The organism is Neorhizobium sp. USDA 3394, from assembly GCF_056280385.1.
The window spans coordinates 472,244-487,946 of record NZ_JBWCDU010000001.1 but is presented as its reverse complement, the minus strand read 5'-3'; the positions used below and the strand labels follow the sequence as shown (position 1 = coordinate 487,946).

Below are 15,703 nucleotides of genomic sequence, written 5' to 3'. Positions count from 1 at the left end.
CTTGAAGCTCAGGCCCGCGGCCGGTGCACGCCGGTCGATTGGCGGATGCGCATTTCCGGCTTGATCAGGTGGATGCCGTCCGGCTCGTGGCTGCCGGCGAGGCGGTCGAGCAGGGCGCGCGCCGCAAGCCGGCCGACTTCCGTCTGGCCGTTCCACACCGTCGTCAGCGCAGGCGTCGCGATCGAGGCCTCTTCCAGATCGTCGTAACCGGTGACGGAGATGTCGTGGCCGGGCATCAGCCCGGCGCGGGCGATGCCGTTCATCAGGCCGATCGCCACCAGATCGTTCCAGCAGACCGCAGCGGTCGGCTTCTGCGACAGGGAGAGGAAATGCACCGCCGCCTCGAACCCGCCCTGTTTCGAACGGGGACCGGGGATACGCAGGTTCGGATCCACCTCGATGCCCGCCTTGCGCAGCGCATTGACATAACCCTGGTAGCGGTCGCGGCCGGTCGAGGTCTGGTCCGTGCCGCCGATCATGGCGATGACCCGATGTCCGAGGCCGATCAGATGGTTGGTCGCAAGCGAAATGCCGTAGCTGTCGTCGCCGCGATAGGTCGGCAGTTCGACGCCTTCCATCGAGCGGGCAACGAGGATGGCCGGCATGCCGTTCTCCTCCGCAAGCCTCATATCCTCGATCGGCGTGCCGATCGCCGGCGACATGATCACCCCGTCCCCGCCGAGCTGCAGCAGCGTTTCGATGAAGGTGCGCTGTTTTTCGACCGAGTCGTAATGGTTGGACAGGATGAATGTATGGCGGCTACGGTCGAGCTCGCTTTCGATCGCCTTGAGGATTTCCCCGTAGAACGGGTTCATGATGTCGTGCACCACGACGCCAATGATGCCGGAGCGGGAGGTTCTGAGGCTGGCAGCGCGGCGATTGTAGATATAGCCGAGCGCTCTCGCCTGTTCCTTGATCTTTTCCCGGGTATCGGCCGCCACGAGCGGGCTGTCACGCAGCGCGAGCGATATCGTCGCAGTTGAAAGACCAAGGCTCTCGCCAATCGTCGACAACTTGATCTTTTGTGCCATTTCCCCCACCCGCAATGGCCGGCATCGCTATCCGATGCTCGAATTAAACTTTAAATAAACAATTTAATTCGGTGCGACAATCCTGTGGCGGCGAAAATTTGGAGGCAAGTCAGCCTCTGTCGTCCGAGGGCTCGGACTGAAGATTTTGTTCGATGGTTTTGAGAAGCTTGAGGAGAGTGCGTATCTCCTTGTCGGAAAGGCCTTTTGCGGCGATCGAACCGCACTCGGAGACCGATCGGCCGATCTGTTCGACGGTCCGCAATCCGGCTTCCGTCAGATGCACCTTGGTGAGGCGCCCGTCGGTGCCGTCGGCACGGCGTTCCAGAAACCCCTGAGCCTCCATCCGGCCGATCGTGCGGGTCATGGTCGGGGCCTTGACGCCGAGCCGTATGGCGAGCTGGCCGGGGGTCATGCCGTCCTCTTCCGCGAGGATCAGGATGACGCCGTCCTGGCCGGCGTAAAGCCCGCTTTCGCCGAGGCTGCGGCTGAGTGCTGTGCGCATGGAGCGGGCGGCCTGGGTGATTGCCGGCGCAAGGTCGGTGGCCGAAAGGCCTTCCAGTTCCTTCTTCTTGCCGGACTTGGCTTTTTTGTCGCCCTTCTTCTTGCTCATTCGCTCCGCCCGTTTTGCCCTAAAGAAGTAGCCGTTATATCTGTGGCGCGCTACCCATATCGAAACCGGGAAACCACCGCCAGATGTCGCACCCTTCGCCACGCTATCATGACAATGATACGACACTTGCGTCCACAGAAAGGCGAGACTGGATCGCCGTCCTGCCGCTCGGAGCCCACGAGCAGCACGGACCGCACCTGCCCTTCGAGACCGACACGCTGATCGCCGAGGGTCTCGTTTCGCGCCTGATCCCCGCCCTGCCCACCGGCCTGCCGGTGACGTTCCTGCCCGCGGAGCCCGTCGGTTATTCGATAGAGCATATGGATGTCGCCGGTACGAAGACACTTGCCTTCGACGAAGCCGTTTACCGCTGGCTCGGCATTGCCGGCGATCTTCACGCCAAGGGCGTCCGCAAGCTGGTGCTGCTCAACGCGCATGGCGGCAATTCGCCGCTCATGACCATCGTCGCGACCGAGGCGCGGGTGCGGTTCGGCATGCTGGTCGTCGCCACAAGCTGGACCCGCTTCGGCCAGCCCGCCGGCTGGATCGCACCGGAGGACAAGGCAGTCGACATTCACGGCGGAGACATCGAGACCTCGGTCATGCTGGCGCTCCATCCGGACCGTGTCGACATGGCGAAGACCGAAAACTTCCCGTCCCGCCAATCGGACTTTTCCCGCGATTTCAAACATCTGCGCGCCTACGGCCCGCACGCCTTCGGCTGGAAGATGTCCGACCTCAACCCCAAGGGCGTCGCCGGCAACGCGGCTACGGCAACCGCCGAACGGGGCGAGATACTGGTCGCGCATGCCGTGAATGGGATTATCGAACTGCTGGAGGATGTGGCGCGGTTTGATGTCGGAACATTGAAGTAGGAACAAGCTACACAATGTGCGATATTGAGCTACACACATGGAGCAGGCGCGGATGACGCTGAATATCCGGAACGAAGAAGCCGATGCATTGGCCCGGGAACTGGCCCGGATCGACGGAACGACCATCACCGACGCCGTGATTTCCGCATTGAAGGAAACCATCGACAAACGTATCCGCCAGGAAACGCCCCGCGAGACTGCGAAGAGAATCCTCGCGCAGCGCGGCCTTGCCTTCAAGGCGAACAGGCAGCCCGTGCCGTCCGACGCCTATCACGATCTCGATCACCAGATTGGGGATGACGGCTGATGTTCGTCGATGCCTGCGCGATCGTTGCGATGATGGCCGGCGAGGAGACCGCGGAAGCCTACGAAACGGCGCTTCTACAGGCAAATTCGCCTTTCACTTCACCGCTGGCCGCTTGGGAGGCGATCATCGTCCTGTCCCGTCCAGATCAGCTGGATTGCCGTTATCACCAGGCGGAAGGCGCGGTCGTTGAATGGCTGGATGCACGGGGCATCGAGATTCGCGAGGCGGGATCACCTCGGCAGCTTCTGAGTTATGCGGTAGCCGTCGCCGAGGAGCACGGGATTGGACGCCGATATCTCAGCAATTTTGACTGTTTTCATTACGCCTATGCCAAGGTGACCGAGCAGCCTCTCCTCACGCTCGACCAGCTTCTACGCCAGACGGACGCCGATACGCGACCGTAAGGATCAAACCGCCTCCGGGGCGTAGTTGAAGCCACAACATGATACGACTATGTTGGACCATCCAATTGGACCATCGGAGAGCATCATGGAAATTTCCGTAAGCGAGGCGAAGGCAAGTTTGACTGAGCTCCTGCATCGGGCAGAAGCGGGAGAGGACGTTATCTTCACCCGCAGGGGCCATAAAATTGCGCGGCTTGTGCCGATCGAGCCGGAACTGACGCGCGATCAACGCAGAGCGCTGATCGAAGAGATCAGGGCAATGGCGCCTGCCTCTGATGACAACGACGTACCCGCGGAGCGAAGCCAGGACTTTCTCTATGGTGACGATGGCCTGCCGGCATGATTGTGGTCGACACGTCAGCGTTGGTCGCCATCGTCAGGAACGAAATTGGTGCCTTTGAATGCCAGGAGGTGCTCACGCGGGAGTTCAAGGTCCTCCTCAACGCCGCCACTCTCACCGAAGCACTGATTGTAGCTCGTGGAAAGAAATGTCTGGCTGGTCTTACCAACCTGATTGACCGGCTTCCCATCACCATCGTCGAGCTGGATGCTGTAAGAGCAGAACGGGCCGCGGCCGCTTACGCGCTGTTCGGCAAGGGCTTTCACAAGGCTTCACTCAACTTCGGCGATTGCTTCGCTTATGCGACGGCCAAGGAATTCAACTGTCCGCTTCTCTACATCGGAGAGGACTTCGCCAGAACGGACCTAGTGTCCGCAATCGCGCCGCCGTCAGCCTGAACAGCAAGATCACGCGGGCATGTGGGTCGATGTGATCTTATAACATACAAACCCTTTGAACTCGTCCCGGCTTGCCCTTATATGAGGCGAACCAAGCTTCCGCGCCCGCCGGGCGCTTTCAAAGTCTCTCGAGGTTTCCCCATGGCCGAAAAAATGACCGACACAGCCGCCCTGAAGCCCGTTCCCGTCACCGTGCTCACCGGTTATCTCGGCGCGGGCAAGACGACGCTCCTCAACCGCATCCTCTCCGAAAGCCACGGCAAGAAATACGCGGTCATCGTCAACGAGTTCGGCGAGATCGGCATCGACAACGACCTGATCGTCGAGTCGGACGAAGAGATCTACGAAATGAACAATGGCTGCGTCTGCTGCACCGTGCGCGGCGACCTGATCCGCGTCGTCGAGGGCCTGATGCGCCGCCCGGGTCGCTTCGACGGCATCATCGTCGAGACCACCGGCCTTGCCGATCCGGTGCCGGTCGCCCAGACCTTCTTCATGGATGACGACGTGCGCGCCAAGACCGAGCTCGACGCGGTCGTGGCACTGGTCGATGCCAAGCACCTGCCGCTGCGCCTGAAGGACAGCCGCGAAGCCGAAGACCAGATCGCCTTTGCCGATGTCGTCGTCATCAACAAGACCGACCTCGTTTCGCCGGAAGAACTGGCGATCATCGAAGACGTGGTGCGCGCCATCAACCCGACTGCCCGCGTCTACAAGACCACCCGTTCCGGCGTCGATCTCGCCCGCGTGCTCGACCAGGGCGCCTTCAACCTGGAACGCGCGCTCGAAAACGATCCGCACTTCCTGGACCACGGCCATGACGACCATGTCTGCGGCCCCGATTGCGACCATGACCATGGGCATGACCACCATCATCATGACCACGATCATGACCATCATGCGCATGACCACGACCACGATCATCACGACCATGATCATCACCACCATCATCACCACGGCGAAATGTCGCCGATCCATGATGTGACGGTGAAGTCGATCTCGCTGCGCGGCGGCGAGATGAACCCGGAACGGTTCTTCCCCTGGATCCAGAAGATCACCCAGACGGACGGCCCGAGCATCCTGCGCCTGAAGGGCATCATCGCCTTCAAGGGCGATGAGGAACGTTATGTCGTGCAGGGCGTCCACATGATCGTCGAGGGCGACCACCAGCGTCCGTGGAAGGACGGCGAAAAGCGCGAGTCGCGCCTCGTCTTCATCGGCCGCGATCTCGACGTCGACAAGATCGAAAAGAGCTTCCGGGCGTGCGAGGCCGTTGCAGCCTAATGCCGACTGTTGCACCGCTTGATCTCGAAGGCCATGTCGTCGCCGCGCATTTCCTCGGCGACGTCCCGTTCTTCGCCACCGCAGCCGGTACCATCCACCGCCTCGATGGCGGCGAGAAGGTGACCGAAGCCCATCAGGGCCTGCTGACCTGCATCCGCGATCCCTTCAGCGCCACGCTGCTGACCGGCGGCGAGGATGGCAAGGTGATGCGCATCGGCAGCAATGGCGAAGCGACCCTGATCGCCGAAGCCCCGCGCAAATGGATCAGCGTCGTCGCCGGCGGTCCGCAGAATGCGGTCGCCTATGCGCATGGCAAGTCGAGCTTCGTGAAGCTGAACGACGGCACGCTGAAGGAATTTCCCGAAGAGCGCAGCGTCGAAGGCCTCGCCTTCGCCGGCAAGGGTCTCAGGATCGCCGCCGCCCGTTACAACGGCGTGTCGCTGCACTGGGTCGGCACCAATGCCCCGCCGGTCGATCTCGAATGGAAGGGCGCCCACAACGCCGTCACCTTCTCGCCGGATGGCCGCTTTCTCGTGACGACCATGCAGGAAAACGCCCTGCATGGCTGGAAGCTCGACGGCAAGCCGGGCGAAAACCGCCATATGCGGATGACCGGCTACCCGGCCAAGGTAAAATCGCTCTCCTGGTCGGCGAAGGGCAAATGGCTCGCTTCGTCCGGTGCGCCGGCTGCGATCGTCTGGCCGTTTTCGGCGAAAGACGGCCCGATGGGCAAGGCGCCGCAGGAACTCGGCACCCGCGCCAATATCATGGTCACGTCGGTCGCCTTCCATCCGGCCGAGGAAGTGCTCGCCATCGGTTTCATCGACGGCATGATCCTTGGCGTCAGGCTTGCCGACGCGAAGGAAGCCTTGCTGCGCCGGCCCGGCAAGGGCGGCATTACCGGATTGAGCTGGAGCGCCAACGGCAAGCTCGTCGCCTTCGCTTCCGATGCCGGCGATTGCGGCGTCATCGACATTGCAGCCTGACATCTCGCAGCACGGATAACCGCGGCGGAAATCTCCGCCGCGGCCTGGTCCATGCGGGATGGGCAGGCAGCGTGTATGAAGTGGTATGGGTGTCAGGCAGTGCTGCCTGCCCGGTCGCTCCGGTGTTTCCGAAAGGCGGGTAACGGAGGGTCTGGATCCGAAACCTTGAACCTTTCGGCGGTCGGCGCCCTGACGGTGCCTCCCTGCCTTTGCGACCATCACCTGGCGCCGGATGCTCTCCGTGGGATGCGACCCGGTTCGCGACCCGGCCCCTGCCCTGTGACGCAACCAATGTAATCGCGCCAGCGCAGGCGGGGATGCCGCGGACCTCTTTCGACGGAAAATTGCTTCAAACGAAAAGGGAATTTCTGTTCGCCACAGCGAAATCGTCCCCGCCTTCACGCCGCTTGGAGGTCTTCCTCGAACGTATCGATGCCGTCGCGGCCGTTGCGCTTGCGGGCATAAAGCGCCAGGTCGGCCCGCTGCAGCAGGGTTTCGAGGTCGCCAGGACCGCATATCTCGGTTGCCACGCCGATGCTGAGTGTCGGCTGCACGACAAGGCCCGCCATTTCGGCGAGGGAAGCGGCAAAGGCCGCGCGGATCTTCTGGGCCGTCTCGACGGCCTTTTCGACCGGGCATCCTTTGAGGACGATCACGAACTCGTCGCCGCCCTGCCGAGCGAAGAGGTCGTGGCTGAGCAGGTGCGGGGACGCCGAGGAGGCGAACCGCCGCAAGACTTCGTCGCCGACCGCATGACCATGCGTGTCGTTGAGTTGCTTGAAACGATCGACATCGATGAGCATCAGGGCCACCGGTCCCGGCTCGAGACGGGCATAGGAACGCATCAGCCCGCCGCGGTTGAGTACGCCGGTCAGGGCGTCGCGGTCCGCCAGGTAACTGAGCTTGTTTCCCGCCCGTTCGGCCGCCATCAGATTGATGACGATGCTTCGCAACGCCAGGAAGGGCGCCGCCCAGAGCCCAAGCCAGGCATCGGTGCCATTGCCGGGAGCAAACAGGCCGCCTTCGCCGATCCAGCCCGTCGCCGCCAGAAGGGCGCGCGCTGCAAAGATGGCGGCAGTCGGCATGTAGATCGCCGCGACCAGCCATGCCGACCGCAGCCTCTCCTGCCGTGCGAGGCGAATACCCTCCAGCATCACCAGGAGATCGCCGAGGGCGCAGACGAGCGAGAAGATGGCGATGCGCGACGCGGTATTCACATCGTCCCGCCACAAGAGGATCAGCGGCGCCGAAAGAACGGCGAGGATCAGCCAACTCAATCCCCAGCGGGGCGGACGGCCGCCGAAAAGCCGGACGGAGACGATCAGCAGCAGATAGCCGACCAGGATCAGGTTGTTGCCGATCAGGATCGAGACGACATCCGGCAACACGTTTCGCAGGCCGACGCTGAACAGGCCGGCTCCGATGACGATGCCGCTGGCGCTCCACCAGAACAGCCAGCGCTCGAAGCGACCGCTGGAGTAGGCGATCATCTGGACGATGCCCAGGACCGAGCAGGTCATAGCCGAGACGATATAGATCGTCCGCAGATCCAGCATGAAACACCCCCAATGGCGACGCGGGGCATGCTAGCGTCAGGCGGTTACCATTCGGTGTGCCCGGTCATTCAAGTTTATACAAATTGGCTTCAAACAACGCGAATGGCTCCGATGATTTCGGCAAGCAGGTTGTGCAGGTCATCGCGATAACCGCTGCGGGCCGAGGGGCCGCTTTCGTCAGACGTCATCACCACGGTGAGGTTGAGCGACGGCACGATATAGAGCATCTGCCCACCATAACCCCAGCCGAACTTGACCTCCTCGCCGCCGATATTGCGCAGGAACCAGCCGTATCCGTAACCGTCGCCGGAAAAACGCGAATTGGTGCGCGGCGTCCAGGACTGGTCGATCCAATCCTTCGAGACGAGCTGGCGGCCCTCCTTCGTCTTGCCGCCGTTGCAGTAGAGTTCGCCGAAGGCCAGAAGCGAGCGGGCGGTCATCGCCATCTGGTTGCCGCCGAGATAGATGCCCTGGCGGTCGCGTTCCCAGGAGCCGATCCGGAAACCGTTAACCGGCTCCAGCCATTCCCGCGCCAGGGCCAGGGTCGATTTGCCGCCGACCTTGGTGAGGATCGCCGAAAGCAGATGCGTCGAGGCGGTAGAATAGAGCATCGAACCGCCGGGGTCGTCGTCGAACGGCTGCGCGAGCGCGAACTGGACCCAGTTGCGGCTCGCAACCCAGCGGCCATAGTTAGGCCCCGACAGCCGCCCGAGCCCCGCCTGCATCGAGAGCAGGTTGCCGATGGTGATGGTGTGGATGCGCGGATCCGGATTGGCCGGCAGGTCGGCCTTGAGGATCGGCGCGATCTTCTGGTCGGGACCTTCGAGCAGCCGGCGGTCGATGGCGATGCCTGTCAAAGCCGAGATGATCGATTTCGAGGCCGACTTGATGTTGGTGGAGGCGTCCAGCGAATAGCCGTTGAACGCCCGCTCGGCGAGCATTTCGCCATTGCGGGCGACGAGCACGACCTTCAAGGGCTCCAGCTCCGCCGCACCGCCAAGCACGGTATCGAGCGTCACCGGCGGCTGCGGCACAGGTGCCTGGGGCGTGCCCTGGGCAAGGCTGCGGGCGGCGGTCAGGGCGAACGGCAGGGATAGAAGAGTTGCGCGGCGTGTGATCATCCAGCCAAGCTAGGACGGCCAGGCGGTCGAGACTATGGCGGAAAGGGTGGACTCACGCAGAGATGATGGGGCGTGAAAGCTGTATTTGACGTTCCCGTCGTGCGGCAGCCCCTCGCCCCGACAAGCCCTCTGATTTTTGAAGAGAATGAGAACCGCCTCCAAGTTCATCCACGGTGGAGCAGAAACGGAAAGCAGTGTATTGGACCATCCCGACCGTCTTAATCGTTGCGTACCCGATTCCCTCCCTGGACCGGACCCGCAGCGCCGGGACAGCCGTTTACACGATCGGATACGACATGGCCAAGGCACCCAAGACTGAACACTCCGAACTCGCCGGCGAATTCACCGAAGACGGCATCACCGTGCTGGTCGACATCTACCGCCCGGCCGGCACCCAGGGCGACTGGACGCTCGAAGTCATTACCGAAGAGGATGACGTCACCACCTGGGAAGAGCCGTTTCCGACCGACCGCGAAGCCTTCGACGAGTTCCTGGCGACCGTCGAGCGCGACGGAATCCGTTCCTTCTTCGGAGAACCCGAACCCAATCCCGCGGTGCATTGATGAAGAATGTCGAAGACCTCACGACATCCGCCAAGACCATGCACGACCGCTACGCGTCGGGCCGCATGGACCGCGAAATCGTTCGCCAATGGGTGTCGGGGCTGAGCATGTATCCGGAGCCCTATGGCCGGCACATCCAGGAAGCGGCCGCGTGGTTCAAGTCTTCGCGCGACGACATGGATCCCGTGGAGCTGAAGATCGCCGACCTTGCCAAGCTGCAGGCGATCTATCGGCCGTAAGATCTCCCCACAGAAAATCCGGGCATGTCCGGATCTCAAAGCCCGGCTTCGGCGAACACCTTGACGATCCAGTCGAGGAAGACGCGCACCCGCGGCGAAAGCTGGCGGTTTTGCGGATAGAGCGCCGAAAGCAGTGTCGGCGGCGGCGGGAAATCGGCAAGCACTTCGACGAGCACGCCCTCGTCGATATCTCGCTGCAGGCGATAACGGGGAGCCTGTATGAGCCCGAAACCGCGGCGGGCCAGATCGACCATCGTATCGGAATTGTTGACCGTCAGCCGGCTTGGAAGAGTGACGTAGCGCACCTCGTTGCCGACCGCGAATTCGAGCGGCATGATCTGGCCGGTGCGCGACGAGAGAAAGCCGATGGCGAGATGCCCTTCCAGCGCATCGGGTGATTTCGGCAGCCCATATTTCTCGACATAGGTGCGGCTGGCGCTGGTGATTTCGGTGATGGTCCCGAGCCTGCGCATGATCAGCCCGCTGTCGTCGATCTCGCCGGCCCGGATGACGCAGTCCACGCCTTCGCGAACGAGATCCACCAGCCGGTCGCCCTGGCCGATCTGCAGTTCCAGGAGCGGATAGCGGTCGAGGAATTCGTGAAGGCGCGGCAAGAGGAAGGTGCGGGTCAGAAACCCGTGCGCATCGACCCGCAGCAGGCCCCGCGGCTGCGCGTCTCGAAAGATGTTCTCCGCCTCGTCCACGTCTGCGAGGATCGCGAGGCAACGCTCGTAAAAGGCCCGGCCGTCGAGCGTCGGGGTGACGTAGCGCGTCGTCCGCTCGAGAAGTCGCGTGCCGATCCCCTCCTCGAGCTGCTTGACCGCTTCGGTGACGGTCGAACGGGCAAGGCCGAGATCGGCGGCAGCAGCGGAAAAGCTGCGCCGTTCGACGATCCGGACAAAGAGCTGCATGCGGTCGAGGCGATCCATGACCTTGTTCACCACAGGCGAATTCTGATGTCAATTCGCCGCCAATTGTTCTTGAGCCGTGTCAGCAATATCTCCTGCCTACCAACCAAGGAGAGATCCAATGACTACCAACGGACAACGCGTCGCGATCGTCACCGGCGCTTCGAAGGGCATCGGCAGGGCGATTGCGCTCCGCCTCGCCGAGGACGGCATCGCTGTCGTCGTCAACTATGCGACCAGCCGGCAGGCCGCCGACGAGGTCGTTGCAGAGATCGAAGCCGGCGGCGGCAAGGCGGTCGCGGTGCAGGCGGATGTCGGCAGCCCGACCGGTGTCGCAACCCTGTTCGATGCCGCCGAACAGAGCTACGGCGGTGTCGACATCCTCGTCAACAACGCCGGCGTGATACGGCTTGCGCCGCTCGCCGAGATGGATGACGAGACCTTCGAAAACCAGATCGCCATCAACCTGACCGGCACGTTCCGCGGCATCCGCGAAGCAGGCAAGCGGCTGCGCGACGGCGGCCGCATCATCAACTTCTCGTCGAGCGTCGTCGGCGCCTACGGACCGGCCTATGGCGGTTATGCCGCCACCAAGGCGGCCGTCGAAGCGATGACCCATGTCGCCTCGAAAGAACTCGGCCGGCGGAAGATCACCGTCAACGCGGTCGCTCCCGGTCCTGTCGAAACCGAGTTGTTCATGACCGGCAAGTCTGAGGAACTGGTCCAGAATATCGTGAGAGCCATCCCGCTTGGCCGCCTCGGCCAGCCGCAGGACATCGCCACCGTCGTCTCCTTCCTCGCCGGCCCGGACGGCGGCTGGGTCAACGGCCAGGTTCTGCGCGCCAATGGCGGCATGATCTGAAACACCAAAACATCAAAACATCAACCTGAGGACAAACCAATGCCATTCGTGAACATCAAGACGCCCGAAGCCGCACTCAGCAAGGCCCAGAAACAAGAGATCGTCCATCGCATCACCGAGATGCTGGTCGGATACATGAGCGAGGCCGCACGGCCTCACACCATGGTCCTGATCGAGGAGGTCAAGGACGGCGGATACGGCCGCGCCGACGAGATTTTCGTTATGCCGGATGCCTATCGCGCCAAGGACAGCGACTGAAAAAACAAGGCCGGCGCCACCTGTCTGGCGCCGGCCCCGTCCCCCACCGACCTTTTATTTTTTTTAGAAGCGGTAGGTGACGCCTGCCCCGATCAGCCAGGGATTGATTTTCGCCTTGCCGCTCAGCGGCCCGAGCACGTCGTGGTCGGCCTTCCATTTGGTTTCGAGAAAAATCTTCTTCACGTCGAAGTTCACGCCCCAGTGCTGGTCGATCATGTAATCGAAACCGACCTGCAGGGCCGCGCCGACATTGTTCTCCACGTCGAGATTGTGGAAGCCCGGCTTTTCCGACTGGTTGTAGAACAGCGAATAATTGACGCCCGCACCGACATAGGGCTTGAAGGCGCCGAAATCGGTGAAGTGGTATTGCAGCGTCAGCGTCGGCGGCAGAAGCCAGGCGCGACCGACCGGCACGCCGACCGCACCGTCTTCCTTGATATTCGCATAGGTCGTGCCGAGGACCAGTTCGGCGGCGATATTGTCGGTGAAGAAGTAGCTGATATCGAGTTCGGGGATGACCGAGTCGGAATAGGACAGGTCCGAACCCGCAACGCCATCGACCGAACCGCGGTCCTCAGTGATGACGCCCAAGCCGCGCACGCGGATCTGCCAGGGGCTTCGGGTGGTTGCGATCTCCTGTGCCACCGGGGCGACGGGTGCCGACGTCAGATCCGCCGCTGCCGCCCCGAATGCGAAAAAAGCCGTACCCGCGCCCGCGATCCATCTCAGATGCCGTACCCCGTTCGTGTTCATGTAAGCTCTCCTGCTTGCGTTTTGATCTTGCAGGGAGAGGCTTAGGAGCGGGCTCCGAGAGTCGGATTGATCAGGATCAACCGCTTCCGGTGGAGGCGCGGTTGCGGCCCGAAAGGGAGAATTTGTCGCAGGAAAAACCCCGCCTCCCCTTCAGGGCGCTCCAACGGGGACGCGCCATCGGGGAGACGGGGTTTGGGCAGATCGTCGGGGCGCGAGGCCTTGAGTGCTGAATGCCTTGGGTCGGAAACCCGACCTTGTCAGGCCAGCTTGCGCCCGTTGGCGACGATCATGCCAGCGGCACCTTCCAGCCAGCCAGCCTTGAGTTCGAGCGCCAGGAAACGCGAACGCTCGAAGGGGCCGGGCATGACGAGATGCCGGGTCTTGTCGGCAAAGAAGCCGAACCGTTCATAATAGGCTGCATCGCCGACCAGCAGGATCGCACCGTGGCCGCGCTTGTGAGCCTCGGTGATCGCGGCGCGCATCAGCGCCCCCCCGATGCCCTTGCCTTCGTGAGCGGAGTCGACCGCCAGCGGGCCGAGCAGCAGCGCATCGATGGCCTGGCCTTCGGACGAGATACCGGCCTCTACGTTCCAAAGACGCACGGTGCCGATCACATGGCCGGCGCCGTCGCGTGCAACGATGGCGAGCCCTTCGGCCGGCACGCGGTTGCGGCGGATCTTTTCCGACGACTTCCGGCGGCGATCCGGGCCCATGGCGCGGTCGAGCAGGGTCTCGCGGGCGACCACGTCGGCCGGAGTTTCGGCGTCGATGGTGAAAGTGGAGTTGGGCGCAAAGAATGCGCGCACAGAATCAAGAACAGCGGCCATCGTGGCCTCCCGTACCCAATACCGTTATCAGCGGCGATGAAGAGGAATTGTGAATTTGCCGCCCCGGCTGGTTACGGGGCCGGCGGAAGTAATACGCCTTAGGGAGCGGCAAGCCACCCCTTAGATGACGTAGGCCTTCAGGGGGTCGAAACCGTTGAAGGCGACGGCCGAATAGGTCGTCGTATAGGCGCCGGTGCCTTCGATCAGAACCTCGTCGCCGATCGTGAGCGTCACGGGCAGCGGATACATGTTCTTCTCGTACATCACGTCGGCGCTGTCGCAGGTCGGGCCGGCGAGAACGCAGGGTTCCATCTCGTCGCCATCCCGCTCGGTGCGGATCGGGTAACGGATGGCCTCGTCCATGGTTTCGGCGAGACCGCCGAACTTGCCGATGTCGAGGAAGACCCATCGGTGATTGTCGTTGTCCGACTTCTTCGACACGAGGACGACTTCAGCCTTGATGACGCCCGCATTGCCGACCATGCCGCGACCCGGCTCGATGATCGTCTTCGGCAGGTTGTTGCCGAAATGCTTGCGCAGCGAAGCGAAGATCGCCTTGCCGTATTCTTCGGCCTTCGGCACGTCGCGCAGGTACTTGGTCGGGAAACCGCCGCCCATGTTGACCATCTGCAGAACGATGCCCTGCTTTGCGAGCGAACCGAAGACGCGCTTGGCATCGGCAAGAGCCGCATCCCAGGCATCGACCTTGGTCATCTGCGAGCCGACATGGAAGGACACGCCGTAGGACTCCAGGCCCATCTGGTGTGCGTAGACGAGCACGTCGACGGCCATCTGCGGCACGCAGCCGAACTTGCGCGACAGCGGCCATTCGGCGCCTTCGCCATCGGTCAGCACGCGGCAGAATACCTTGGAGCCGGGGGCAGCGCGGGAAATCTTCTCGACTTCCTCATGGCTGTCGACGGCATAGAGGCCGACGCCGAGCGCGAAGGCGCGAGCGATGTCGCGTTCCTTCTTGATCGTGTTGCCGAACGAGATGCGGTCGGCGGACGCGCCGGCATCGAGGGCCATCTGGATTTCGGCGACCGAGGCGCAGTCGAAGTTGGAACCCATCGAAGCGAGCAGCTTCAGGATTGCCGGTTCCGGGTTGGCCTTGACCGCGTAATAGATCGCGCTGTCCGGCAGGGCATGACGGAAGGCGGTGAAATTGTCGCGCACGACGTCGAGATCGACAACAAGATACGGTCCTTCGGGACGCTGCGTCTTGATGAAGTCAAGGATACGAGCAGTGGTCATCGGTCAGTCCCTTCAAATCTCAAAGCTCCGGCTGTGAACCGGAGGACAAAGGACGAATGAGAATGCGCCAGGACCCGATCGGTGGAGACACCGGTTCCTTGACACGCTCAAACGCGCGATAAGTGGATCAACGTTCTGCCACGAACAATGATCCGGCTTTGTCTGCCATGGATTGGAGGGAGGTCCCTACCGCACTTCCGGCAATGATGGTGTGCCTCTTCAGTAACCCCCGCTGATGGAAAGCAGGGAGAGAACAAAAAGGCCCGCACCGTCGTTGCTTCAGATGTCCTCGCATTTCCCGGATGGCCGGAATAGCGACTGGAGGGGTTAGTTCCAGGTACCTTACCGATGACCTCACCAAATAGAGGGTCGGCGGACACCCACGGGCACGTGCGACTTTGGGCTGACCGGGAGATAAGAATATTCGTGGTCATAATCAAGAGTTTTTTTGCCCATCATCGAAAATTCGCATTGCACAATGGTGGGATTGGTCAATGCTCGCGATGTGAGCCGAATTTGCAGAACGAAACCCGACGTACTACATTCAGGAAATAACCTGGAGCGGGACAATGCCGACGGCAAGAAAGCAAAAGATTTTAAGAGATCCGCTCACCGGCGTGCCGTTGCGGGAAGTGCGCTTGCTCGTACCCGACGCCCGGCATCCGGAAGTTCAAGCGCGGATAAAGGCTGCGCATCGGGCGATGAACGCGGAAGATGAGGCCGACGTGATCGCATTCATCGAAGGGGTTTCCGACTATGACGCCGAAGGCTTGTTGAAGCAGGAATGAAGCGCGGCGATATTGTTACCGTGGCCGTTCCGGGAGACTACGGCAAACCTAGGCCGGCGGTTGTTATTTTAGCAGATCAACTTGTCGACGAGCATGCTTCCATATGCTTTTGCCAATTCACGACAACGATAAATGAAGTGGCGGACTATCGGGTAACGGTGGAGCCTAGTCCGACAAACGGTTTGCGAGCGTTTTCCCAGGTTATGGCCGATAAGCCGCTGACCGTTGCGCGACACCGCATCGGCCCGGTGATTGGCCGCTTGAACGACGACGATCTTCAACGGTTGAATACAGCGATTGCCTTCGCGCTCGGCCTTCCGGGGTGAACGAGTAATTATC

At 62.0% G+C, this 15,703-nt stretch carries 21 protein-coding genes; 13 read left to right on the top strand and 8 right to left on the bottom strand.

All coding sequences use genetic code 11. The features are described 5' to 3' along the window. Nucleotides 1-8: 8 nt before the first annotated feature. A complete protein-coding gene (locus ACZ9EJ_RS02105; RefSeq protein WP_046629119.1) occupies nt 9-1,031 on the bottom strand; it encodes a LacI family DNA-binding transcriptional regulator in 1,023 nt (340 codons plus the stop codon). A 109-nt stretch (nt 1,032-1,140) separates the two neighbouring features. Beyond that, nucleotides 1,141-1,641 (bottom strand): MarR family winged helix-turn-helix transcriptional regulator, encoded by a 501-nt coding sequence (locus ACZ9EJ_RS02100; RefSeq protein ID WP_046629117.1) that lies wholly within the window; start codon nt 1,639-1,641, stop codon nt 1,141-1,143. An 83-nt stretch (nt 1,642-1,724) separates the two neighbouring features. On the opposite strand from ACZ9EJ_RS02100, the gene ACZ9EJ_RS02095 reads away from it, so the two are divergent. The 7 genes from ACZ9EJ_RS02095 (at nt 1,725) to ACZ9EJ_RS02065 (ending at nt 6,235) form a co-directional block, all read left to right on the top strand. Beyond that, on the top strand, nt 1,725-2,516 hold the full coding sequence (locus ACZ9EJ_RS02095; RefSeq protein ID WP_046639534.1) for a creatininase family protein: 792 nt from the start codon (nt 1,725-1,727) through the stop codon (nt 2,514-2,516). Nucleotides 2,517-2,553: 37 nt separating this feature from the next. Next, a complete protein-coding gene (locus ACZ9EJ_RS02090) occupies nt 2,554-2,823 on the top strand; it encodes a type II toxin-antitoxin system VapB family antitoxin (RefSeq protein WP_052764547.1) in 270 nt (89 codons plus the stop codon). Continuing rightward, nucleotides 2,823-3,227 carry a type II toxin-antitoxin system VapC family toxin gene (locus tag ACZ9EJ_RS02085; protein WP_046639533.1) on the top strand — a complete coding sequence of 135 codons (405 nt, stop codon included), beginning with the start codon at nt 2,823-2,825 and terminating at the stop codon, nt 3,225-3,227. The genes ACZ9EJ_RS02090 and ACZ9EJ_RS02085 overlap by 1 nt, the downstream gene beginning before the upstream one ends. 85 nt (nt 3,228-3,312) lie before the next feature. Further along, the gene (locus tag ACZ9EJ_RS02080; protein WP_046639532.1) at nt 3,313-3,570 is read left to right on the top strand and encodes a type II toxin-antitoxin system Phd/YefM family antitoxin; all 258 of its coding nucleotides are present in this window, start codon (nt 3,313-3,315) and stop codon (nt 3,568-3,570) included. Next, the gene (locus ACZ9EJ_RS02075; protein WP_046639531.1) at nt 3,567-3,965 is read left to right on the top strand and encodes a type II toxin-antitoxin system VapC family toxin; all 399 of its coding nucleotides are present in this window, start codon (nt 3,567-3,569) and stop codon (nt 3,963-3,965) included. The genes ACZ9EJ_RS02080 and ACZ9EJ_RS02075 overlap by 4 nt, the downstream gene beginning before the upstream one ends. A gap of 153 nt (nt 3,966-4,118) precedes the next feature. Further along, nucleotides 4,119-5,249 (top strand): CobW family GTP-binding protein, encoded by a 1,131-nt coding sequence (locus ACZ9EJ_RS02070; protein WP_046639599.1) that lies wholly within the window; start codon nt 4,119-4,121, stop codon nt 5,247-5,249. After that, nucleotides 5,249-6,235: a WD40 repeat domain-containing protein gene (locus ACZ9EJ_RS02065; protein ID WP_046629106.1), complete on the top strand. Its 987-nt coding sequence runs from the start codon at nt 5,249-5,251 to the stop codon at nt 6,233-6,235. Before ACZ9EJ_RS02070 ends, ACZ9EJ_RS02065 begins: the two co-directional genes overlap by 1 nt. A gap of 398 nt (nt 6,236-6,633) precedes the next feature. On the opposite strand, the gene ACZ9EJ_RS02060 is transcribed toward ACZ9EJ_RS02065, so the two are convergent. Both ACZ9EJ_RS02060 and ACZ9EJ_RS02055 read right to left on the bottom strand, forming a co-directional pair. Further along, a complete protein-coding gene (locus ACZ9EJ_RS02060; protein WP_046639530.1) occupies nt 6,634-7,791 on the bottom strand; it encodes a GGDEF domain-containing protein in 1,158 nt (385 codons plus the stop codon). A gap of 89 nt (nt 7,792-7,880) precedes the next feature. Continuing rightward, entirely contained in the window at nt 7,881-8,912 is a 1,032-nt protein-coding gene (locus ACZ9EJ_RS02055) for a serine hydrolase domain-containing protein (RefSeq protein WP_046639529.1), read from the bottom strand. A gap of 296 nt (nt 8,913-9,208) precedes the next feature. On the opposite strand from ACZ9EJ_RS02055, the gene ACZ9EJ_RS02050 reads away from it, so the two are divergent. Together ACZ9EJ_RS02050 and ACZ9EJ_RS02045 are read left to right on the top strand one after the other, a co-directional pair. Beyond that, nucleotides 9,209-9,475 (top strand): hypothetical protein, encoded by a 267-nt coding sequence (locus ACZ9EJ_RS02050; RefSeq protein WP_046629101.1) that lies wholly within the window; start codon nt 9,209-9,211, stop codon nt 9,473-9,475. Continuing rightward, on the top strand, nt 9,475-9,714 hold the full coding sequence (locus ACZ9EJ_RS02045; protein WP_046629099.1) for a hypothetical protein: 240 nt from the start codon (nt 9,475-9,477) through the stop codon (nt 9,712-9,714). The genes ACZ9EJ_RS02050 and ACZ9EJ_RS02045 overlap by 1 nt, the downstream gene beginning before the upstream one ends. A gap of 35 nt (nt 9,715-9,749) precedes the next feature. Here the strand turns inward: ACZ9EJ_RS02045 and ACZ9EJ_RS02040 are convergent, their stop codons facing one another. Next, on the bottom strand, nt 9,750-10,643 hold the full coding sequence (locus tag ACZ9EJ_RS02040) for a LysR family transcriptional regulator (RefSeq protein ID WP_046639598.1): 894 nt from the start codon (nt 10,641-10,643) through the stop codon (nt 9,750-9,752). 100 nt (nt 10,644-10,743) lie between these two features. On the opposite strand from ACZ9EJ_RS02040, the gene ACZ9EJ_RS02035 reads away from it, so the two are divergent. Together ACZ9EJ_RS02035 and ACZ9EJ_RS02030 are read left to right on the top strand one after the other, a co-directional pair. Further along, on the top strand, nt 10,744-11,484 hold the full coding sequence (locus ACZ9EJ_RS02035; protein WP_046639528.1) for an SDR family oxidoreductase: 741 nt from the start codon (nt 10,744-10,746) through the stop codon (nt 11,482-11,484). A 39-nt stretch (nt 11,485-11,523) separates the two neighbouring features. Continuing rightward, entirely contained in the window at nt 11,524-11,742 is a 219-nt protein-coding gene (locus tag ACZ9EJ_RS02030) for a tautomerase family protein (protein WP_046639527.1), read from the top strand. A gap of 63 nt (nt 11,743-11,805) precedes the next feature. Here the strand turns inward: ACZ9EJ_RS02030 and ACZ9EJ_RS02025 are convergent, their stop codons facing one another. The 3 genes from ACZ9EJ_RS02025 to odc2 form a co-directional block, all read right to left on the bottom strand. After that, the gene (locus ACZ9EJ_RS02025; protein WP_251091057.1) at nt 11,806-12,495 is read right to left on the bottom strand and encodes an OmpW/AlkL family protein; all 690 of its coding nucleotides are present in this window, start codon (nt 12,493-12,495) and stop codon (nt 11,806-11,808) included. A gap of 257 nt (nt 12,496-12,752) precedes the next feature. Continuing rightward, the gene (locus ACZ9EJ_RS02020) at nt 12,753-13,322 is read right to left on the bottom strand and encodes a GNAT family N-acetyltransferase (RefSeq protein WP_046639526.1); all 570 of its coding nucleotides are present in this window, start codon (nt 13,320-13,322) and stop codon (nt 12,753-12,755) included. Between the two features lie 120 nt (nt 13,323-13,442). Then, nucleotides 13,443-14,576, bottom strand: a complete 1,134-nt coding sequence (gene odc2, locus ACZ9EJ_RS02015) for an ornithine/lysine decarboxylase (RefSeq protein WP_046629095.1) — start codon at nt 14,574-14,576, stop codon at nt 13,443-13,445. A 569-nt stretch (nt 14,577-15,145) separates the two neighbouring features. On the opposite strand from odc2, the gene ACZ9EJ_RS02010 reads away from it, so the two are divergent. Continuing rightward, nucleotides 15,146-15,364 (top strand): antitoxin MazE-like protein, encoded by a 219-nt coding sequence (locus tag ACZ9EJ_RS02010; protein ID WP_046639525.1) that lies wholly within the window; start codon nt 15,146-15,148, stop codon nt 15,362-15,364. Then, nucleotides 15,361-15,690, top strand: coding sequence for a type II toxin-antitoxin system PemK/MazF family toxin (locus ACZ9EJ_RS02005; protein WP_046639524.1), 330 nt, complete (start codon nt 15,361-15,363; stop codon nt 15,688-15,690). The genes ACZ9EJ_RS02010 and ACZ9EJ_RS02005 overlap by 4 nt, the downstream gene beginning before the upstream one ends. The last annotated feature ends 13 nt before the right edge of the window (nt 15,691-15,703 follow it).